Genomic DNA, 15,832 nt, shown 5'->3' on the forward strand with positions numbered 1-15,832 from the left:
CTATTGGGGTTGTTTGCAGGCCGCAATGCTGCTGGCAATGACCGCCTCGGTTTCGGCCAAACCTTTCCAGCCCAAGATCTGGGTTTCTTTCTTTTCCAGGCGCTTGTAGGTGGCGAAAAACTCCGCGATCTCATCCAGGCGGTGCTGGGCGATGTCTTCCAGCTTGGTCACCGAAGCATAGCGGGGATCCTTGGCAGGCACACACAGCAGCTTCTCATCCGGATCCCCGCCATCGATCATCTGCAACATGCCCAAGGGTCGCACCGTGACCACACACCCTGGGAAAGTGGGCTGATCCATGATCACCAAGCCATCCAAGGGATCCCCATCCCCGGCCAGCGTGTTGGGCACAAAGCCGTAGTCATAAGGGTACTGCACCGAGGAGTAGAGCACCCGATCCAGCGCCATTGCTCCCATGTCTTTGTCAAACTCATACTTGTTTTTGCTGCCGCCGGGAATCTCAATCAAGAGGTTGAGCAAGCCGGGCTTGGGTTGGGCAGGGATCCGCGACAGGTCGATCACAGCAAGCACCCTCGGATTGGGAATAGACAGCCAGAGGGTATTCTGACATACTCCTTGCCCCAAAGGACAGAGACTCTTGACACTTGCCGGGAACAGGCGGGACGAAACCCTTAGCCGCCTTCACATTGCTTCACATTATTTTCTCCACGTCTGGCTTAGCGTCGCATCTTCCTCGACGAGATGGGAGACTGGGTTTTCTCTCCCCCTTTCCCTCAGCAGGCCCAGAGCCGCCTGGAAGGATAGGGTTCCGGGTCCGGCTTCCTTGATTGGCTCAGACATACTCCCCGGGCAAGATTCGAACTTGCGACCAATCGGTTAACAGCCGACCGCTCTACCGCTGAGCTACCGAGGATCAAGTGTTTCTCATCATAGGGGAAAAAAGGACTGCTAGGCAACTGCCGATGAGGGGTTCTGGTTTGGCCTTGGGATCCCTGCTCAGTGGAGCGGGCTTGATTTTGCTCAATTGCTCGCCTTTCTCAGGTCTATCTGACGGATCCAGGGGACAAACCCTGAAAACGCCCTCGTCAACCGAACGGAAGCCATTACAATGGTTACGGACATTTGCCAGCGCCCCTCATGGACTTCGGAGTCGGATTTCTCTCCAACAACGTCATGCTGCCGATCCTGGATTTTTTCTACGGGATCGTGCCCAGCTACGGACTGGCCATCATCTTCCTGACGTTGGTGATCCGCTTTGCCCTCTACCCGCTCAATGTGGGATCCATCCGCAACATGCGGCGCATGAAGGTGATCAGCCCGGTGATGCAGCGGCGGATGCGAGAACTCCAGGAGAAATACCGAGACGACCCGCAAAAGCTTCGCGAAGCCCAGGCCAAGCTTTATACCGAGCTGGGGGCCAATCCTTTGGGGGGCTGCCTGCCACTGCTCATTCAAATGCCGGTGCTGTTTGCCCTGTTTGCCACCCTGCGGGGATCCCCCTTTGCAGCGGTGACCTACGATGTCAACTTGCAGATCCTGCCGGCGGAAGTGGCGGCTGAGGTGGTGCCCGCCCCCTACGTCAGCTCCAGCAAGAACATTTTTGTCACCGACTCTCTTCACAAGCCGGTGGTGCTGGTGGAACCCAAAGGCACCAAGATTGCCGTCGGGGAAGAGGTGCAATTTTTGCTTCAAGGGCCGGGGGGCAAACCTTTTGAGCAGTTGGTGGCCGAAGCGGGCGGGGATCCCAATCTGTTACAGCCCACCTGGAAGATCACCAAAGGGGAAGATCGTGCCCAGATAAAGCCGGATGGCACCTTGCTGGCTCTGCAGCCGGGGGATGTGACCGTGCAGGTGTCTATTCCCGGTTTGGCCTCTGACACCGGCTTTCTGTTCATCGACAAGTTGGGTCGTGTGGGGGCCTTCGACGAAGATGGCACCATCCACTGGGATATCATCGCCATGATCGTCATCTTTGGGGTGTCCATTTACCTGAACCAGTACCTAACCAATGCCGGACAGGATACCGGCAAAGAGGATCCCAGCCAAAGTTCCATGGCTCGGATCACCCCTGTGCTGTTCTCGGCGATGTTCCTGTTCTTCCCTCTGCCGGCAGGGGTTTTGCTCTACATCCTCGTCTCTAATATCTTCCAAACGGTGCAGACTTTCCTGCTCTCGCGGGAGCCGTTGCCGGAGAACTTACAGCAGTTGGTGGAAGAGGAGCGTCGTCGGGCTGCCCAGACGATAACGGTGGAGGCCAAGGAAGTGGAGAAATCGACCAAGCCCAGACCAGCCAAGGAGGGACGGGAATCCTTGCCCTTTGAGCCCTAGGGGATCCTCGCTGTTGGGGTGGACTTGTGGTGGAGTGTTGATACCTGATACATTTACGCTGAACACTGCTGAACATCACTGTTCAACTATGCAGCGATAGCATTCTGTTTGTTTCCAACCAGAATGGCGGTATCCCGCAAAGCTTTGAGTAAAATACCCAAAGCGCAGTTTCCGTGTCGTCTTACTACCAATTTTCTGCTTTGCTTTGGCTACCATGTTGGCAGACTCGAAAGTAAACAGAAAGATCAACTGGTAGTAATCCGTACTGAACATATTATACATTATTTTCAGTATAGTTGAGCTTATTATTGACTAGAGTCATGCTCTTCAAAGTTGGAAGCTGCCCAGGATGAGCCGTCCTAAGTCTTCTACGGGATCTGCTGCTAAGAAATCTGAGGGAACCGTTGCCCCTTCGCCAAACAAGTCCACCTTTGCGGCCAATCAAGAGCGAGCCAGGCAGTGGTTACAGCAGGTGCTGGCGGCTATGGGGATCCCAGCGGCGGTGCGGGTGGTGGGGGAGGTGCTGGAAATTGAGGCAGACTCTTTGACCCCAGCTCAGAAGCGGCTGCTGTTGGCGAAAGCCCCCCCCTTGCCCTCTCCATCTTCCAGAGATTCCCCTCAAGAGGAGGATCGCTCCCCCGTGGTGCTGGATGCGTTGCAGTACCTGGCCAACACCCTTCTCAACCTGAACCAGCCGGAAGACCAGCAGCAGCCCTACATTTTGGATTTGGACGGCTATCGGCAGCGGCGTTTGCAGGAGCTGAAGGTTTTGGTTGCCGCTGCTGTGGAAAAGGTGAGGGCCACTGGCCGGGAATACGAGTTTCCCGATCTCTCGGCTGCCGAGCGTCGGCAAATTCATACTCTCTTGAATGACCCTGCCTATGCCGATCTGGAAACTTTCAGCCGTGGCAAAGAGCCTGACCGGCGCTTGGTTATCCGTCGGGCAGCTTCCCCATCTTGAGAGTGGGCAGAGGGCTGGGAACAAGTTGGCCCTCTTGCTACGGTGACGACAGGGATCCCTGCTACCCAAAACGCGTGAAGGGGGGTGCCATGCTGAGGCCAATTCGTCTATCGGATCTGCGGCAGATGCCCGGTCAAACCCAAGAATTGCAGTTTAGGCAGTTTTTTTCGGGCTTTGAGAGTTTGACCCCTGTGGAGGGATCCCTGGAAGTCAGCCATCGGGGCCATTTTCTCGAAGTGAGTGCTGAAGCTCGTACCATTGTCACCCTCACCTGCCACCGCTGCCTACAGCAGTTCAACCACCGGCTGCACCTGGAAGTTGAGGAGATCATTTTGATTCGGGATCCCGAACCTCTCCCCTTGGAGCTGGAATTGCAAGACGAAGAAGATCTGCTGGAGAGCCTGCCCCCCAATGGTGAGCTGGATGTCGAAGACTGGATGTACCAGCACCTGCATTTGGAGATGCCCCGCCAGTTGCCCTGCCGTCCCGATTGTCCGGGCATTGCGGTGGAAGCTACAGCACCAACGGCGGATCCCCGCTGGGCAGCCCTAGCTTCTCTCCTGGAAGACTCTCCCTAGCTTTTTTGATGTTGCGCCCACAAGTTCTCTGGCGTTTTGCTCGACCCCACACCGTCTACGGCACCAGCGCCAGCGTGGTGGGCCTCTACCTGTTGGCGGGGTTTGTGGCTGCCGGATCCCTGCAACCGGTTCTCTCGGCGCTGCCCCAGTTGGTCTGGGCTTGGGCGGCCTGTCTGGCGGCCAATGTCTACATCGTCGGCTTGAATCAACTGACGGATATTGAAATCGACCGCATCAACAAACCCCATTTGCCCTTGGCTGCTGGATCCCTGAGTTGGCGACAGGGGGTGGGGATCGTCGTGGGTTGTGGGGTGGCGTCCGTCCTGCTGGCCATGGCTGGGATCCCCTACCTGCTGCTGACGGTGCTTTTGAGCAATGGGATCGGCACGGCCTATTCGCTGCCCCCCTTGCGGTTGAAGCGTTTTCCGCTGGCAGCCTCGGCTTGCATCTACAGCGTGCGGGGTTTGATCGTCAATTTGGGCCTTTACAGCCATTTTCAGCAGGTGATGCAGGGAAGGGTCGAGCTTTCGGCTGCGATTGTTTGGCTGACGGGGTTTATGTCGATTTTTGGGCTGGTGATCGCCCTTTTCAAAGATATTCCCGACATGGAGGGGGATCGCCAGTTTGCCATTGCCACCTTCTCGCTGCGCTTTGGGCCAGGGCGGATCTCAAGGTTTTGCATTAGCATTTTGGCCTTGTGCTATCTGGGATTTATCGGGGTGGGGATCTCTTTTCTCCTTGCGGGCAACGGCCTCTGGCTGTTGGTGAGCCATGTGTTGGGGCTGGGGATCCTCTTGGGCTATGGTGTTCATCTGGATCTCAACCGCCGAGATGCGATCGTTGGCTATTATCAACTGATCTGGAAGTTGTTTTACTTGGAGTATTTGCTTTATCCCTGGGCCTTTTTCTCTTTTTTCTAGAGCATTTTCCTGGAGGTAACGATCTCCCCAAACTCAGACAGGAAAAAATCTAGAGATACCGCCTCATTTGCACCCGAAAGCGGCCTTTTTTCGTTTCGGCTACCTCTTCGATTTGCAGCCGACCCCGACCGCGAATGGCAATCCAATCCTGAGGGCCAACGGTGTAGCTGGCTTGGGTAATGGGCTTCCAATTGACCCGCACTTCCCCCCGTTGGATTTCTTCCACCATCTTGCTGCGGGAGATGCCAAACCCAGCTGAGGCTACCGCATCCAGGCGCAAAGAGGCTTCCACGCTGGTGATGGATTTGACGCGGGGGGGTTGAATGTTCAACTGGCTCAGGAGGATCCGGCTCACTTTGACAGGCACTGTGCGCACCTGAGTCAGGTTTAGGGTGAGGTAATCCACCATTTCGGGCACAACGATGGCCTGGGCGCCTGAGTCCCCCAACAGGAGGATGTCTCCCACTTTCTCGCGGGCGATGCCGGCTCCCAAAAGGGCTCCCAGAAAATCGCGGTGGGTAGCCGGGTCGAAGAGAAAGTTGCCCTGGATCTGAATGGCGGCCAATGGGATCCCTTCTGGGTCGGGCTTGGGATCCCGGACATCTAGGCCCACCTCAGAGCGGGCCAGGGCTATGCGTTGGCGTTCTGCTTGGGGGTACCCTCCCCAGGCCCCCACTTGTAGTTCGGTCAAGTTGCGCAGCCGAGCTTGCACCTCCGCTATTTCGGGTGGGGAAAGGAAGTCGCTCCAGACCACTTGCCAGGTTTTGAGAGCTTGCTCTCCCAAATCCAAGACCCGTGCCAAGGTTTCTCGATGCTCTGCCCCTCGCAACAAATCGGCTCTGGGTAGCATTTGGGGTGCTTCGACCTCTGTGGTTCAGTCCCGTTTTTTCCATGCTAAGCTAGATAGCCGGAATCACGGCGGGCGTAGCCAAGCGGTTAAGGCAGAGGATTGTGGATCCTCCATTCGTGGGTTCGAGTCCCATCGTCCGCCCTTGAGGGAAATCGCGAAAATCCAGTCAGGGCAAGGGCTGCAGAGGCCAGTCCATCTATCTAGACCCTGACAAACGAAAACAGACAACACCCTATCTGGACGCAAAAATCGTGAAGGTATTCGTCAAGGTGATCTGGAGCACCTGCCTCTCCCTCTCAAAACAAGCTCTGCTGTGGTCTTTCAGGTTAGGGTGAGCTTCTGGCCCCCTGCATTATTGCTCCGCAACGCCGACGCGAGCAACGTTTTGGGTGTGGGCACAGTATCCTAGTTTGAATCGAAATGACCATGACGCTCTGCTTGCGGATGGACTCACCAAATTTTCGGGCTGGAGGCCCGCACCATAGCCGCAGGCTTGGTGTCGGGAGGAAAGCCCGCCTGCTAGTCAAAGCCTGGATGAGCTACGATAGGCCCATGAGCCAGACTATATCGGTACGTTGCAAGCTGATAGTCCCTGTAGAGTTGCGTCAAGAAATTGACCGCACTTTGCAGGGCTTTGCGAATGCTTGCAACCAGATTCTCGACACCGCCAAACAAAAGAACTGCTGGAACACCGCCAAGCTGCACCACTTGGTCTATCGGCCGGTAAGGGCAGCAACGGGGCTGAAAGCCAACCACGTCTGTCAGGCGCTCCGTCGGGTGATTAGCAATGCCAAGGCGGTGAAGCAAGTCCACAAGTTCCGCCCCACCAGTCTGACTTTGGACGCTCGTACTTTTAAGTACCGAGAGTCCGACCAGGCCGTGGGCGTGACCCTGATGAGCGGACGGGTTTGGCTCAAGCTCAAGATTGGCGGCTACCAGATAGCGCTTCTGCGAGGCCAGAAGCCGACAAGCGCAACCCTGTCCAAGACCAAGCAAGGGGACTACTACATCAACATCGCTGTTGAGCTGGACACTCCCCCAACCGGCAAAACTCCCAAGGTAATCGGAGTTGACTTGGGCAGGCGGGATATCGCCACCGCTAGCAACGGACGCTCTTGGAGTGGAGAGCACATCCAGGCCGTCCGTGACCGGTTCAGCCGTGTGCGCGCCAAGGTTCAATCCAAACGCACTCGCAGCTCTAGGAGGCTGCTGAGAAGGCTCTCTGGGAGAGAACGGCACTACCAGACATGGCTGAACCATAACATCAGCAAAACCTTGGTCAGGGATGCCCAGGCTATTGGTGCGGCACTAGCTTTTGAAGACTTGACAGGCATTCGAGAGCGCCTGAATCAGAAGCCTCGGAGCAAGACTGAGCGGCGCAGGACTAACAACTGGGCGTTCTACCAGCTCAGGATGTTTGTAGCCTACAAGGCTGCTATTGCTGGAGTGCCTGTGGTACTGGTGCCACCTGCCTACACCAGCCAGACCTGCCACAAATGCCTGCACATCCACCCTGAGCGGAGTAAGTCCTACCGCAGCGGCAAGTTGTTCAAGTGTGGGCATTGTGGATGGGAAGGGGATGCTGACCATAACGCTGCTCAAGTGATCTCTCTTCTTGGGGCGACTGTAAACTCGCCTGAAATTCCGAAACTTAGCTGTCCTCTGGGGCCGCTAGGGATTGGGATAAAGCCCGCACCCTGCGCATAGCGCGGGTGTCGGGTGGTTTACCAGGACTTTGTCCCGCTATCGCGAACACAGCTCAAGATTAGGGTTCCCACTTCGTCAATGACACCTGTCCAATCGGCTTCGATCACCGCCGTTGCCTCCGGCATCTCGACAATTGCCGGCCCGCGCAGTTGAAACCCCACATCCATGCGCTGCCGATCGTAAACCGGCACCAGGCGCATCCTGCCCCCAAACCATGCCTCTCGCCGATCCTTGAGGGGATCCCCTGGCAAGGGGGGGGGTGCAGTCAAAGGCACGGTGGGTAGGGCCTGCACCGCCTGTAGACGCAACTGAATCACCTCCACCGGCTGGGCTGAATCTTGCCATCCATAGCGTTGTTGGTGGGCCTGGTGAAACTGCTGTTCCAGATGAGCAATCGGATCCGACAACCGCACTGGGATCCCCAACTCAAAAGACTGGCCGCGATAGCGCAAGTCCAAGCTGAAGTGCAACGCCGGCTCCTGCAGATCGGCTTGGGCCTGGCGGATCAGGGGTTCTGCCCATTGAGCCAGCAGGGATCCCCCTGAATCGGACGTGAGCTGCCGCAGAGGTTGGAGGATGGCCCGCCGATAGTCTCGCCGCAGATCTGCCAAAGCCATTCCCAGCGCCGAGAGCACCCCACAGGCAGCCGGGATCAAGATCGTGCGGATGCCCAGCTCTTCTGCCAAAGCACAGGCATGCATGGGCCCGGCTCCGCCGAAGGCCAGCAGGGCAAAATCGGCGGGATCCAAACCCCGCTCCACGCTGATCACCCGCAAGGCCCGCGACATGGCGACATTCGCCAAGGTGCGAATGCCAACGGCAGTTTCCTGCAAGCTCAAACCCAAGGGATCCGCCAGCGTGGCAATAGCCTGTTCCGCCAGCTCCCGCCGTAGCTGCACCGAGTTGCCCAGCCGCCCGCCATCCGGCAGGTACCCCAGCCAGAGGTTGGCATCGGTAACCGTCGGAGCCCTTCCCCCCCGACCGTAGCAGGCCGGCCCGGGGTTGGATCCGGCACTCTCTGGCCCCACCTGAAGCCCACCGCCGGGCAGCAAATGGGCCAGGGATCCGCCGCCGGCACTGACGGTGTGGATGTCAATTTGGGGCTGTTGCACGGGCAAGCCGCACACCACCGCTGCGGGAGTAACCTGGGGGATCCCATTTTGGATCAAGGCCACATCTGTGCTGGTTCCCCCCATGTCGAAGCTGAGCAAGTGGGGGTAGCCACTCAGGCGACCCAGATAGGCCGCCCCATAAACCCCGCCTGCCGGCCCCGAGAGCAAAGCCACCGAAGCATGGGCCGCCGCCTGAGGGATGGAGGTCACCCCGCCGGAAGACTGCATGATCAACGGTTGGGGGATCCCTCGCTCCCGACATCCTTGGGCCAAGCGGTGCAGGTAGCCCGCCAATGCCGGGCTGAGGTAGGCATCGATGGCGGTGGTGCTGAAGCGCTCGTATTCTCGGAACTCCGGCGCCACCTCGCAAGACAGGGAAAGATGTAGCTCCGGGAAAGCCTGTCGCAAGGCCATTCCCAGCCGCTGTTCGTGCTCCGGGTAGAGAAAAGAAAACAAAAACCCCACCCCAATAGCGCGGATCCCATCCCGCTGCACCCGTTCCCCCACCTCCTGCACCACCCGCCGGATTTCGGCATCGGTGAGCGGCTCCAACACTCCGCCCGCGCTGCAGCGCTCCTTCACCTCCAGGCAATGGTGGCGGGGCACCACTGGCTCCGGCTTGGGCTGTGTCAGGTCATACAGAGAGGGGCGGTTTTGACGGGCAATGGCCAGCACATCCCGAAAGCCCGCCGTGGTCAAAAACAGGGTGGGGGATCCCTTGCGCTCCAGCAGCGCGTTGGTGGCCACCGTCATGCCATGGCAGAACAGGTCAACCCGGAGCTCTCCTTGGAGCGCCCCCAGCTTGTCCAGCGCCGCAAAGACTCCCTCCTCAGGGCTGGGGGTAGACAGCACCTTCGCCGTCTGCATCTGGCCATCCTGCAAGAGCACCAGATCGGTAAAGGTGCCCCCCACATCGATCCCCAGGCGGGCCAAGCCTCGGCTTGCTTCCGTCTGATCCAGATTGGCCGGATCGAGGTTGCTACCCAACGCTGATGCGACCATGGCTTCCATCGTGCATTTCTTTTGCCTTCTTCTGGGGCCAGCCCTTGGTCGGACTATGGCTATGACGCCTGGCTTTTGTAACGGCAGAGACAGGCTGACCGGCGCCCCTTCGTGTAGCGAGTGTAGCTCAGCAACTTCTGTCTTTTTTGGAGTTTGGAATAGTCACCACCTCTAGCTCGGAAGTCCATCGTTGCCTTTCACCAGCCCTGCCCGAACGGCATCCAAGAACTGGCGGGCAGTGCGACCGGAAAAGCCGTTTTGCTGTTGTGCCCAGATCAGGGCCTGGCGGCGCAGGACATCCAAAGATTGGGTGAAACCTAGCCGCTGCGCCAGGTGTTCTACGGTTGCCAGGTAATCGCCTTGGGTGAAGGGAGTGAAGGTGAGGGTGAGGCCGAAGCGATCCCGCAGCGACAGCTTTTCCTGTACGGTATCCCAGGCGTGAACTTCTTGATCTTGGGGATTGGGTCGGTCGCCGAAAAACTCGCGGATGAGATGGCGGCGGTTGCTGGTGGCATAAAGGCGCACGTTGGGGGGCGGCGCAACGAGATCCCCCTCCAGGAGCACCTTGAGCTGCTTAAACTCGGTTTCCTCTGCCTCAAAGGAGAGATCGTCCACAAACAAGATGAAAGGCAACACCTGCGCCCGCAGCTCTGCCAAAATTTCCGGCAACTGAACCAAGTCAGTTCGTCGCAGCTCCAATAGGCGCAGCCCCTGCAGGCCGTAGCGGCGCAACAACGCCTTCACCAGGGAAGACTTGCCCGTACCCCGCGCCCCGTAGAGCAACACATGCAAAGCCGGATCCCCCCGCAGCAGGGCTTCGGTGTTGGCCGCCAACTGCTGTTTCTGCTGTTCGTAGCCGTAGATCTCCTCCCAGTCAGACAGATCGGGAGCAGGGATCCCTTCTAGCCCTGCTGGCCCCCAGCGAAAGGCCCAGTAGCGACCACAGAGCCCTACCCCCCTTTGGCGATAGTGGGCAATCAAGTCCTCCAGGCTCAGGCCCCAATCGGCAAAAGAGCGGGGATCCCAGCCAGCGCTATCGGTTTCCCCATCGGGCCAGGGGATCCCCAACCCCAACGCCTGCATCTGCTCGGCAATGGTCTCCTGACTGTCCGCTAGGGTTTGCAGACAGCGCAGGTCGTGGCGGGCAGCCTGCATCAGAGGCTCTGGGATCCCTTGGGGCTGCAGCGCTGCACGGGCAAAGGGGTTATCGGCCCAGCGGATCTCCCGGATCAGCCATTGCCGCCAGCTCAGGCCCTGCCGGGCCAAAAGCTCAAACCAGCGCCCGTAGGCCCTCCAGCACGGCAGGGGATCCCCACTCATCAACTGCTGGATTAGCTCCTGCCAGGCTAGGGCTAGGGGGTGGGTGCAGATGTCCCGGAATACCAGCAGCTTGGCCGCTGCTTCTGCTGCTTCTTGGAGGGGGGTCATCGCTTGAAGCCGCTCTAACTTGGCGTTGCTTATCCGCTCCCTAGGGGAGGAGACTGGGGGTAGTTGCGTTAACAACACGGAGCGCTTGAGTTACCTGGCATTGTCCCGCCGGCCCAGTTCATAGAGGCCTCCGCCGACGCAGGCGATCAGGCCGCAGGAGACGGCCCAGCTTTTGCCCAAGGAGATCTCCGTCAGGGCTACCACCAAGCCTGCTGCCAGCAAAAAGGGAAGGGTGCTCAGCAAGGAAGCCAAAGCTCCACTGGGATCCCATAGCAATTGCTTTTCCCAGCTCTCCTGCAGCTTTTGATGCAGCGGCGAAAACCCCCACATTAGCCCTAAGCCCCACAGAGCCGTGGCGGCCCATAAAGAGGGGCGAAGCATCTCCCAGCCCACAAGTCCAACCCCAACGGGATCCACCGGTCAACTCCCAACCCTGCCTTTCTAGGCTAGCGGGATTGGGCCCAATCGGTGGCGGTAATGGTGGTGCCAGGAAATTGAATGGGGTTGCCCAAGCTCTGGATTTGGGCCTGGAGAGCTGGCAACAGCCGCAAATCCAAAAGCGGCTCCTCCACGATCGCCGCCGGGATCAGATCCCGTTCTAGGGCAAAGTGGGCCGTGTGGCCGGCGGCGGTGCCAATGGCCCATTCCACCGGATGCACCCGGTAGGAGGCACTGGCAATGCGACTGGTGGCGATATTTTTGTTGCCGGCTAGCAGATTGTCAATGCGCTGGGGGATCAGAGCCCGCAGGGGGATCTGGTAAGGGTAGCTGGGGGCCTGCGCGTCTTTGTTGTTGCTGGGGGGCAGGGAAAAACCCGGCAGCAGGCAGTCGTGAAAGTCGATGGGGTACTGGCCCACCCCCACCGAGTCGTAGAAGATGAAGGGCCGCCCGCGGTTTAGCTCCGATTCCCGTGTGGTGATGTCCGACTCGTAGATGGTAAATCCTTCTGGGTAGGAGAGGCTGGGCCGACCAATGATGCGCCGCGACTCGCGGATATAAGGGTACTTGGAGAGGCCGCTGGCAGTTCCCATGGGGGTATTGGGCCCCCGTAGGTAGGCATAGCGCAAGTAGAAGTCTTTTTGAAAGTTGGGATCCTCCTGTTGCAGGAGAAAATCCGTCCTTCCCGCCACCAGCCAGTAGAAAAAGCCCTTAGCATGCTGCTCAGCTCGCCGCAGGGCTTCCACCCGCAAGCCCCCCATCCAGCCGCCCGGCTGCAGTTGGCCTGAGGCCTGCAGTTGCTCGTGGGTAAGGATGAGGTTCATCTCCGGGCCGGTGATGCGCCAGTCGTTGCCCCAAGTCCAGTTTTGCATTGACTGATCCCCCACCCGAATGGCCTCTTCCCCAAAGCCGAACACCTGCCCCCGGATGCGGCGGTAGGTGAAGATCAGCGCAAAGTTGAAGCGAGGGTGTTCGTAACTGTAGTAGGGGCCGTGCAGGGGATCGTTGTAGAACTCCGGCTTGACCGGCACCTGCGGCACGGGGAAGCGCTCCATGACAAAGGTGTAGGTGAAGCCCTGGGTACAGTAGGGATCCACGTAGGGCTTGGAGCTGGGTTCCCAGCGGCTTTGGCCATCGGTTCCCAGGCGGTAGGGCACCCGCGCCAGGGGCAGCAGCTCGCCGGTTTCAGTAGCGTCGATCACCACCCAGGGCAGGGTTTTCCCCTGGCGTTCTGGCGGCGGCTCAAAGCGCAGGATCTCCTTGTCCCAGTCCTCGGTAGGTTCTAGACGATAAAAATCGAGAAAGTAGCTGGAGAGATCCCCTCGATTCTCTGGCTGGACGCCGGCGTGTTTGGGGATGTTGCGGATGGCCTGCACGCTGCGGATTTGGTAATCCGCAATCTCCAAGTCTTTGACCACCGTCTCCGTAAATAGCCGCAACTGCCCCGACTGCAGATAGGGATCCAACATCTCCCGAATCACCTGGTGGCCCACCTGAGGGGAAAAGCAGAGCACGCTCACCCAGCATTTGCCCGGATTGGGATCCCCGCCGTATTTTTCCCGTACCCGCCGGCGAAACTCGCTGTAGCCTTTGGGGAAGATGTCATTTTCTCGCTGCAGGGGTCGCTCGTCCAAAGCGGAGACTCCCTGGGCGCTCACCTGCCCCCCGATCCAATCGCTGATCTCCGTCATGCACACCTGCCGGCCCAGTTGCAGCGCGTCATAGGCCGCCGCCACCCCCCCCAGCCCACCCCCCGCGATGAAAATCTCACAGGGGATGCGGGTTTCCGGCAAGGGCTGGGCCAGAGCCGCTCCGGCGCCCAGGATCCCTGCTCCCAACGCCACACCGCTCCACCCCGGAAGGTTGACCTGAAGTTTCATCGAATGACCTCTCCCCACCCACGCTACAGCTTGGCCTTTTGGACTTTCCGGCAACCTCTATCATGGGAGAAAGCCTTGCGGATGCTCATGCCGGATTCCACCTTTGTCATCACCACCCCCATCTACTACGTCAACGCCGCTCCCCACATCGGCAGCGCCTACACCACCCTAGTGGCGGATGCCATTGCCCGTTACCATCGCCTGCGGGGCAAGGATGTGCTGATGGTGACGGGAACCGACGAGCACGGCCAGAAGATCCAGCGTACCGCCGAAGAACGGGGCGTTCCGCCGCAGCAGCACTGTGATGAGTTTTCTGCCGAGTTTGCGAAACTGTGGCACCTACTCCACATCCGCCACGACCGCTTCATCCGCACCACGGATCCCCGCCACAAGGCCATTGTGCGGGAGTTTTTTCAGCGGGTCTGGGATCAGGGAGATATTTTCATTGGCCGGCAGCAGGGTTGGTACTGTGTGGCCTGCGAAGAGTTCAAAGACGAGGCCGAGCTGCTGGAGGGAGGATTTTGCCCCCTGCACCCCACCAAGAAGGTGGAGTGGAAAGACGAGGAAAACTACTTCTTTCGCCTCTCCCGCTACCAAGAAAAGCTGGAGGCCCTGTATGCGGAGCACCCGGAGTTTATCCAGCCGGAAAGCCGCCGCAATGAGGTGATCAACTTTGTCAAGCAGGGCCTGCGGGATTTTTCCATTTCTCGCCCCAGCGTCTCCTGGGGGATCCCTTTTCCGGCAGATCCCGGCCAAACCCTTTATGTTTGGTTTGATGCCCTCATCAACTACATCAGTGCTGCTTTGGATCCTGACGACGAGCCCACCTTGGCAAATGCCCTACGCCGCTACTGGCCTGCGGATGTGCACCTGGTGGGCAAGGATATTGTCCGCTTCCACGCCATTTACTGGCCGGCCATGCTCATGTCCGCAGGTCTGCCCCTGCCCAAGCAGGTGTTTGGCCACGGCTTTCTCACCAAGGATGGCCTCAAGATGAGCAAAAGCCTGGGGAACACAGTGGATCCCTTTGAGCTGGTGCAGCAATACGGCGCCGATGCCGTGCGCTACTACTTCCTGACGGAAATCGAGCTGGGCAAGGATGGCGATTTTAGCGAGGGCCGCTTTATTGACGTGCTCAACGCCGATCTGGCCAACGACCTGGGCAACTTGCTCAACCGCACCCTCAACATGCTCAGGAAATATCAATCCGACTACCGCGTTCCCGCCGTCGGGATCCCTGCAGATCACCCCCTCAAAACCCTGGCCGAGCGCCTTGCCCCGGCAGTGGCCGACGCCTACGAGCGGCTGGATCCCAGCTCTGCTGCCCGCAAAGCCCTCAGCTTAGCCCAGGCCAGCAACAAATACCTTGATGAGCAGGCTCCTTGGACGCTGCACAAGCAAGGGCAAAACGAACGGGTGGCCCAGATCCTCTATGCCGTTTTGGAAAGTGTGCGCTGGGTGGCAGTCCTGCTCTCCCCCCTCATTCCCGCTCTCAGCCTCAAGATCCTGCAGCAGCTGGGGTTCTCCCTCGCCGACACCCTGCAACTGCGCTGGGATCCCGATGCGACTTGGGGCCAGCTTCCCCCCGGGCAAGAGCCCCAGCCTCCTACGCCTGTCTTTCAGAAGATCCTGAGGAACGCCTAGGGATTGGCGATGTCCGGTCGGGAAGATTGGGCAGCGGCTTGGGATCCCTCTGGTGTGGCTCCGCCGGCAAAAGGGCGGTCACCTCCCAGGGGAAGTGTTGATGAAGCAGCGGAGAAAGAACGGTTGGATGGGTCGGATGGGCGCAGCCGCGGGTTGTGAATCGCGCCAGTGGTGGGGGGCACTTCGCCGGACAGCGTCTGCCAGGCTGCCCGTACCCCTGCCCAAAAGCTGCGGATATTGACTTGGGCGCCCTGGGCTTGGGTGCGTGCTCCTTCGATGGAGCGGTTGACCTGCTTCACCACTTGCCCAGCCCCTTTCACCCCTTCGTCGAGGCTGTCGGCAATCTCGCTCACTTCCAGGCTGGTCAGGCGCAGGGCCTCCAGCGTGGGCGGCAATTCCCGCAGCAGCGTGTCGAAAAAGCGCTCCACGCTCTGGGCAGCTCGACCCAGTTGAATGACGGCAGGTAGTAGGGTCAGGATCACTGCCAAAATGCCCACTGCTACCAGGCCTACCGAGAGGCCGAGCCAAAAGACCGGGTCGTTCATCCCGCCGCCTCCTCCCCATCCCGAGCTTCTAGGTCAGCTTCTTCCCCGCCAAAGGGACGCGAGTTCTGGGCTTGGAGCAGCTCCCTTCGCTTCTGCAACATGGCTTCTTTGCCCACCGCCACTGCCTGCTGCAGCCGCAGCAGAGCCTCATCCAAACTGCGTTGGGCAGCGTCGAACAACTTTTCCGATTGATATTGCAGACTGCTGGTCACATCTTCTGCCACCTCTGGCAGGGCCTCTGCCGATTTCTTCAGCAGTCGCCGCGTCTCCCGTCCGCTGCGGGGAGCCAAGAGCAGGCCAATGGCGGTGCCCACAGCAGTTCCCAGCAACAGCCCACCAATAAACGCGCCAGTCCGGTTTTCAGCCATGCTTTGCCAGAGTTGAGTTGGATACGGGTGGCCCCGAAACCAGACTACCTTAAGATCTCGCGGGAAGATCTCGCGGGATCGGCGGGCTTGCCCCGCGCCGGGTCAACTGT

14 protein-coding genes, 2 tRNA genes and 1 pseudogene are annotated in these 15,832 nt (G+C 59.2%); 7 read left to right on the forward strand and 10 right to left on the reverse strand.

Annotated features, from left to right (window positions below; all coding sequences use genetic code 11):
• Both ACVWXW_RS10175 and ACVWXW_RS10180 read right to left on the reverse strand, forming a co-directional pair.
• Positions 1-519 carry an inorganic diphosphatase gene (locus ACVWXW_RS10175; protein ID WP_414409161.1) on the reverse strand — a complete coding sequence of 173 codons (519 nt, stop codon included), beginning with the start codon at positions 517-519 and terminating at the stop codon, positions 1-3.
• Between the two features lie 283 nt (positions 520-802).
• Positions 803-874 (reverse strand) — tRNA-Asn (locus ACVWXW_RS10180).
• Between the two features lie 224 nt (positions 875-1,098).
• Between ACVWXW_RS10180 and yidC the strand changes: the two genes are divergently transcribed.
• Positions 1,099-2,289 (forward strand): membrane protein insertase YidC, encoded by a 1,191-nt coding sequence (gene yidC / locus ACVWXW_RS10185; RefSeq protein ID WP_457403747.1) that lies wholly within the window; start codon positions 1,099-1,101, stop codon positions 2,287-2,289.
• A gap of 86 nt (positions 2,290-2,375) precedes the next feature.
• Here yidC and ACVWXW_RS10190 read toward each other — a convergent pair.
• Positions 2,376-2,559: pseudogene (locus ACVWXW_RS10190) on the reverse strand (hypothetical protein); the annotation flags it as partial.
• 79 nt (positions 2,560-2,638) lie between these two features.
• Between ACVWXW_RS10190 and ACVWXW_RS10195 the strand changes: the two are divergent.
• The 3 genes from ACVWXW_RS10195 (at position 2,639) to ACVWXW_RS10205 (ending at position 4,748) form a co-directional block, all read left to right on the forward strand.
• Complete coding sequence (locus ACVWXW_RS10195) at positions 2,639-3,250, forward strand: Jag family protein (RefSeq protein WP_414413913.1); 612 nt, start codon at positions 2,639-2,641, stop codon at positions 3,248-3,250.
• Positions 3,251-3,339: 89 nt separating this feature from the next.
• Positions 3,340-3,828 carry a YceD family protein gene (locus tag ACVWXW_RS10200; RefSeq protein WP_414381600.1) on the forward strand — a complete coding sequence of 163 codons (489 nt, stop codon included), beginning with the start codon at positions 3,340-3,342 and terminating at the stop codon, positions 3,826-3,828.
• Between the two features lie 8 nt (positions 3,829-3,836).
• Positions 3,837-4,748, forward strand: coding sequence for a homogentisate phytyltransferase (locus ACVWXW_RS10205; RefSeq protein ID WP_414409144.1), 912 nt, complete (start codon positions 3,837-3,839; stop codon positions 4,746-4,748).
• Positions 4,749-4,797: 49 nt separating this feature from the next.
• Here the strand turns inward: ACVWXW_RS10205 and ACVWXW_RS10210 are convergent, their stop codons facing one another.
• Positions 4,798-5,598: a photosystem II S4 domain protein gene (locus ACVWXW_RS10210; protein WP_457403748.1), complete on the reverse strand. Its 801-nt coding sequence runs from the start codon at positions 5,596-5,598 to the stop codon at positions 4,798-4,800.
• 68 nt (positions 5,599-5,666) lie between these two features.
• Between ACVWXW_RS10210 and ACVWXW_RS10215 the strand changes: the two genes are divergently transcribed.
• Positions 5,667-5,739 (forward strand) — tRNA-His (locus ACVWXW_RS10215).
• A gap of 411 nt (positions 5,740-6,150) precedes the next feature.
• Positions 6,151-7,305 carry an RNA-guided endonuclease InsQ/TnpB family protein gene (locus tag ACVWXW_RS10220; RefSeq protein ID WP_457403749.1) on the forward strand — a complete coding sequence of 385 codons (1,155 nt, stop codon included), beginning with the start codon at positions 6,151-6,153 and terminating at the stop codon, positions 7,303-7,305.
• 17 nt (positions 7,306-7,322) lie between these two features.
• Here ACVWXW_RS10220 and ACVWXW_RS10225 read toward each other — a convergent pair whose 3' ends face one another.
• From ACVWXW_RS10225 to ACVWXW_RS10240, 4 genes are all read right to left on the reverse strand, one after another.
• Positions 7,323-9,419: a hydantoinase/oxoprolinase family protein gene (locus ACVWXW_RS10225; RefSeq protein ID WP_457403750.1), complete on the reverse strand. Its 2,097-nt coding sequence runs from the start codon at positions 9,417-9,419 to the stop codon at positions 7,323-7,325.
• A 171-nt stretch (positions 9,420-9,590) separates the two neighbouring features.
• Positions 9,591-10,847 (reverse strand): DUF815 domain-containing protein, encoded by a 1,257-nt coding sequence (locus ACVWXW_RS10230; protein WP_457403752.1) that lies wholly within the window; start codon positions 10,845-10,847, stop codon positions 9,591-9,593.
• A gap of 90 nt (positions 10,848-10,937) precedes the next feature.
• Positions 10,938-11,228 (reverse strand): hypothetical protein, encoded by a 291-nt coding sequence (locus ACVWXW_RS10235; protein ID WP_011433810.1) that lies wholly within the window; start codon positions 11,226-11,228, stop codon positions 10,938-10,940.
• A 65-nt stretch (positions 11,229-11,293) separates the two neighbouring features.
• The gene (locus ACVWXW_RS10240) at positions 11,294-13,165 is read right to left on the reverse strand and encodes an FAD-dependent oxidoreductase (RefSeq protein WP_457403753.1); all 1,872 of its coding nucleotides are present in this window, start codon (positions 13,163-13,165) and stop codon (positions 11,294-11,296) included.
• 87 nt (positions 13,166-13,252) lie between these two features.
• Between ACVWXW_RS10240 and metG the strand changes: the two genes are divergently transcribed.
• Positions 13,253-14,809: a methionine--tRNA ligase gene (metG, locus tag ACVWXW_RS10245; RefSeq protein WP_457403766.1), complete on the forward strand. Its 1,557-nt coding sequence runs from the start codon at positions 13,253-13,255 to the stop codon at positions 14,807-14,809.
• Here metG and ACVWXW_RS10250 read toward each other — a convergent pair.
• Complete coding sequence (locus ACVWXW_RS10250) at positions 14,806-15,354, reverse strand: hypothetical protein (protein WP_011433807.1); 549 nt, start codon at positions 15,352-15,354, stop codon at positions 14,806-14,808. The genes metG and ACVWXW_RS10250 overlap by 4 nt on opposite strands.
• Positions 15,351-15,722: a YtxH domain-containing protein gene (locus ACVWXW_RS10255; protein WP_011433806.1), complete on the reverse strand. Its 372-nt coding sequence runs from the start codon at positions 15,720-15,722 to the stop codon at positions 15,351-15,353. The genes ACVWXW_RS10250 and ACVWXW_RS10255 overlap by 4 nt, the downstream gene beginning before the upstream one ends.
• Between the last annotated feature and the right edge of the window lie 110 nt (positions 15,723-15,832).

The sequence above is a fragment of the Thermostichus sp. MS-CIW-30 genome, from assembly GCF_054058015.1.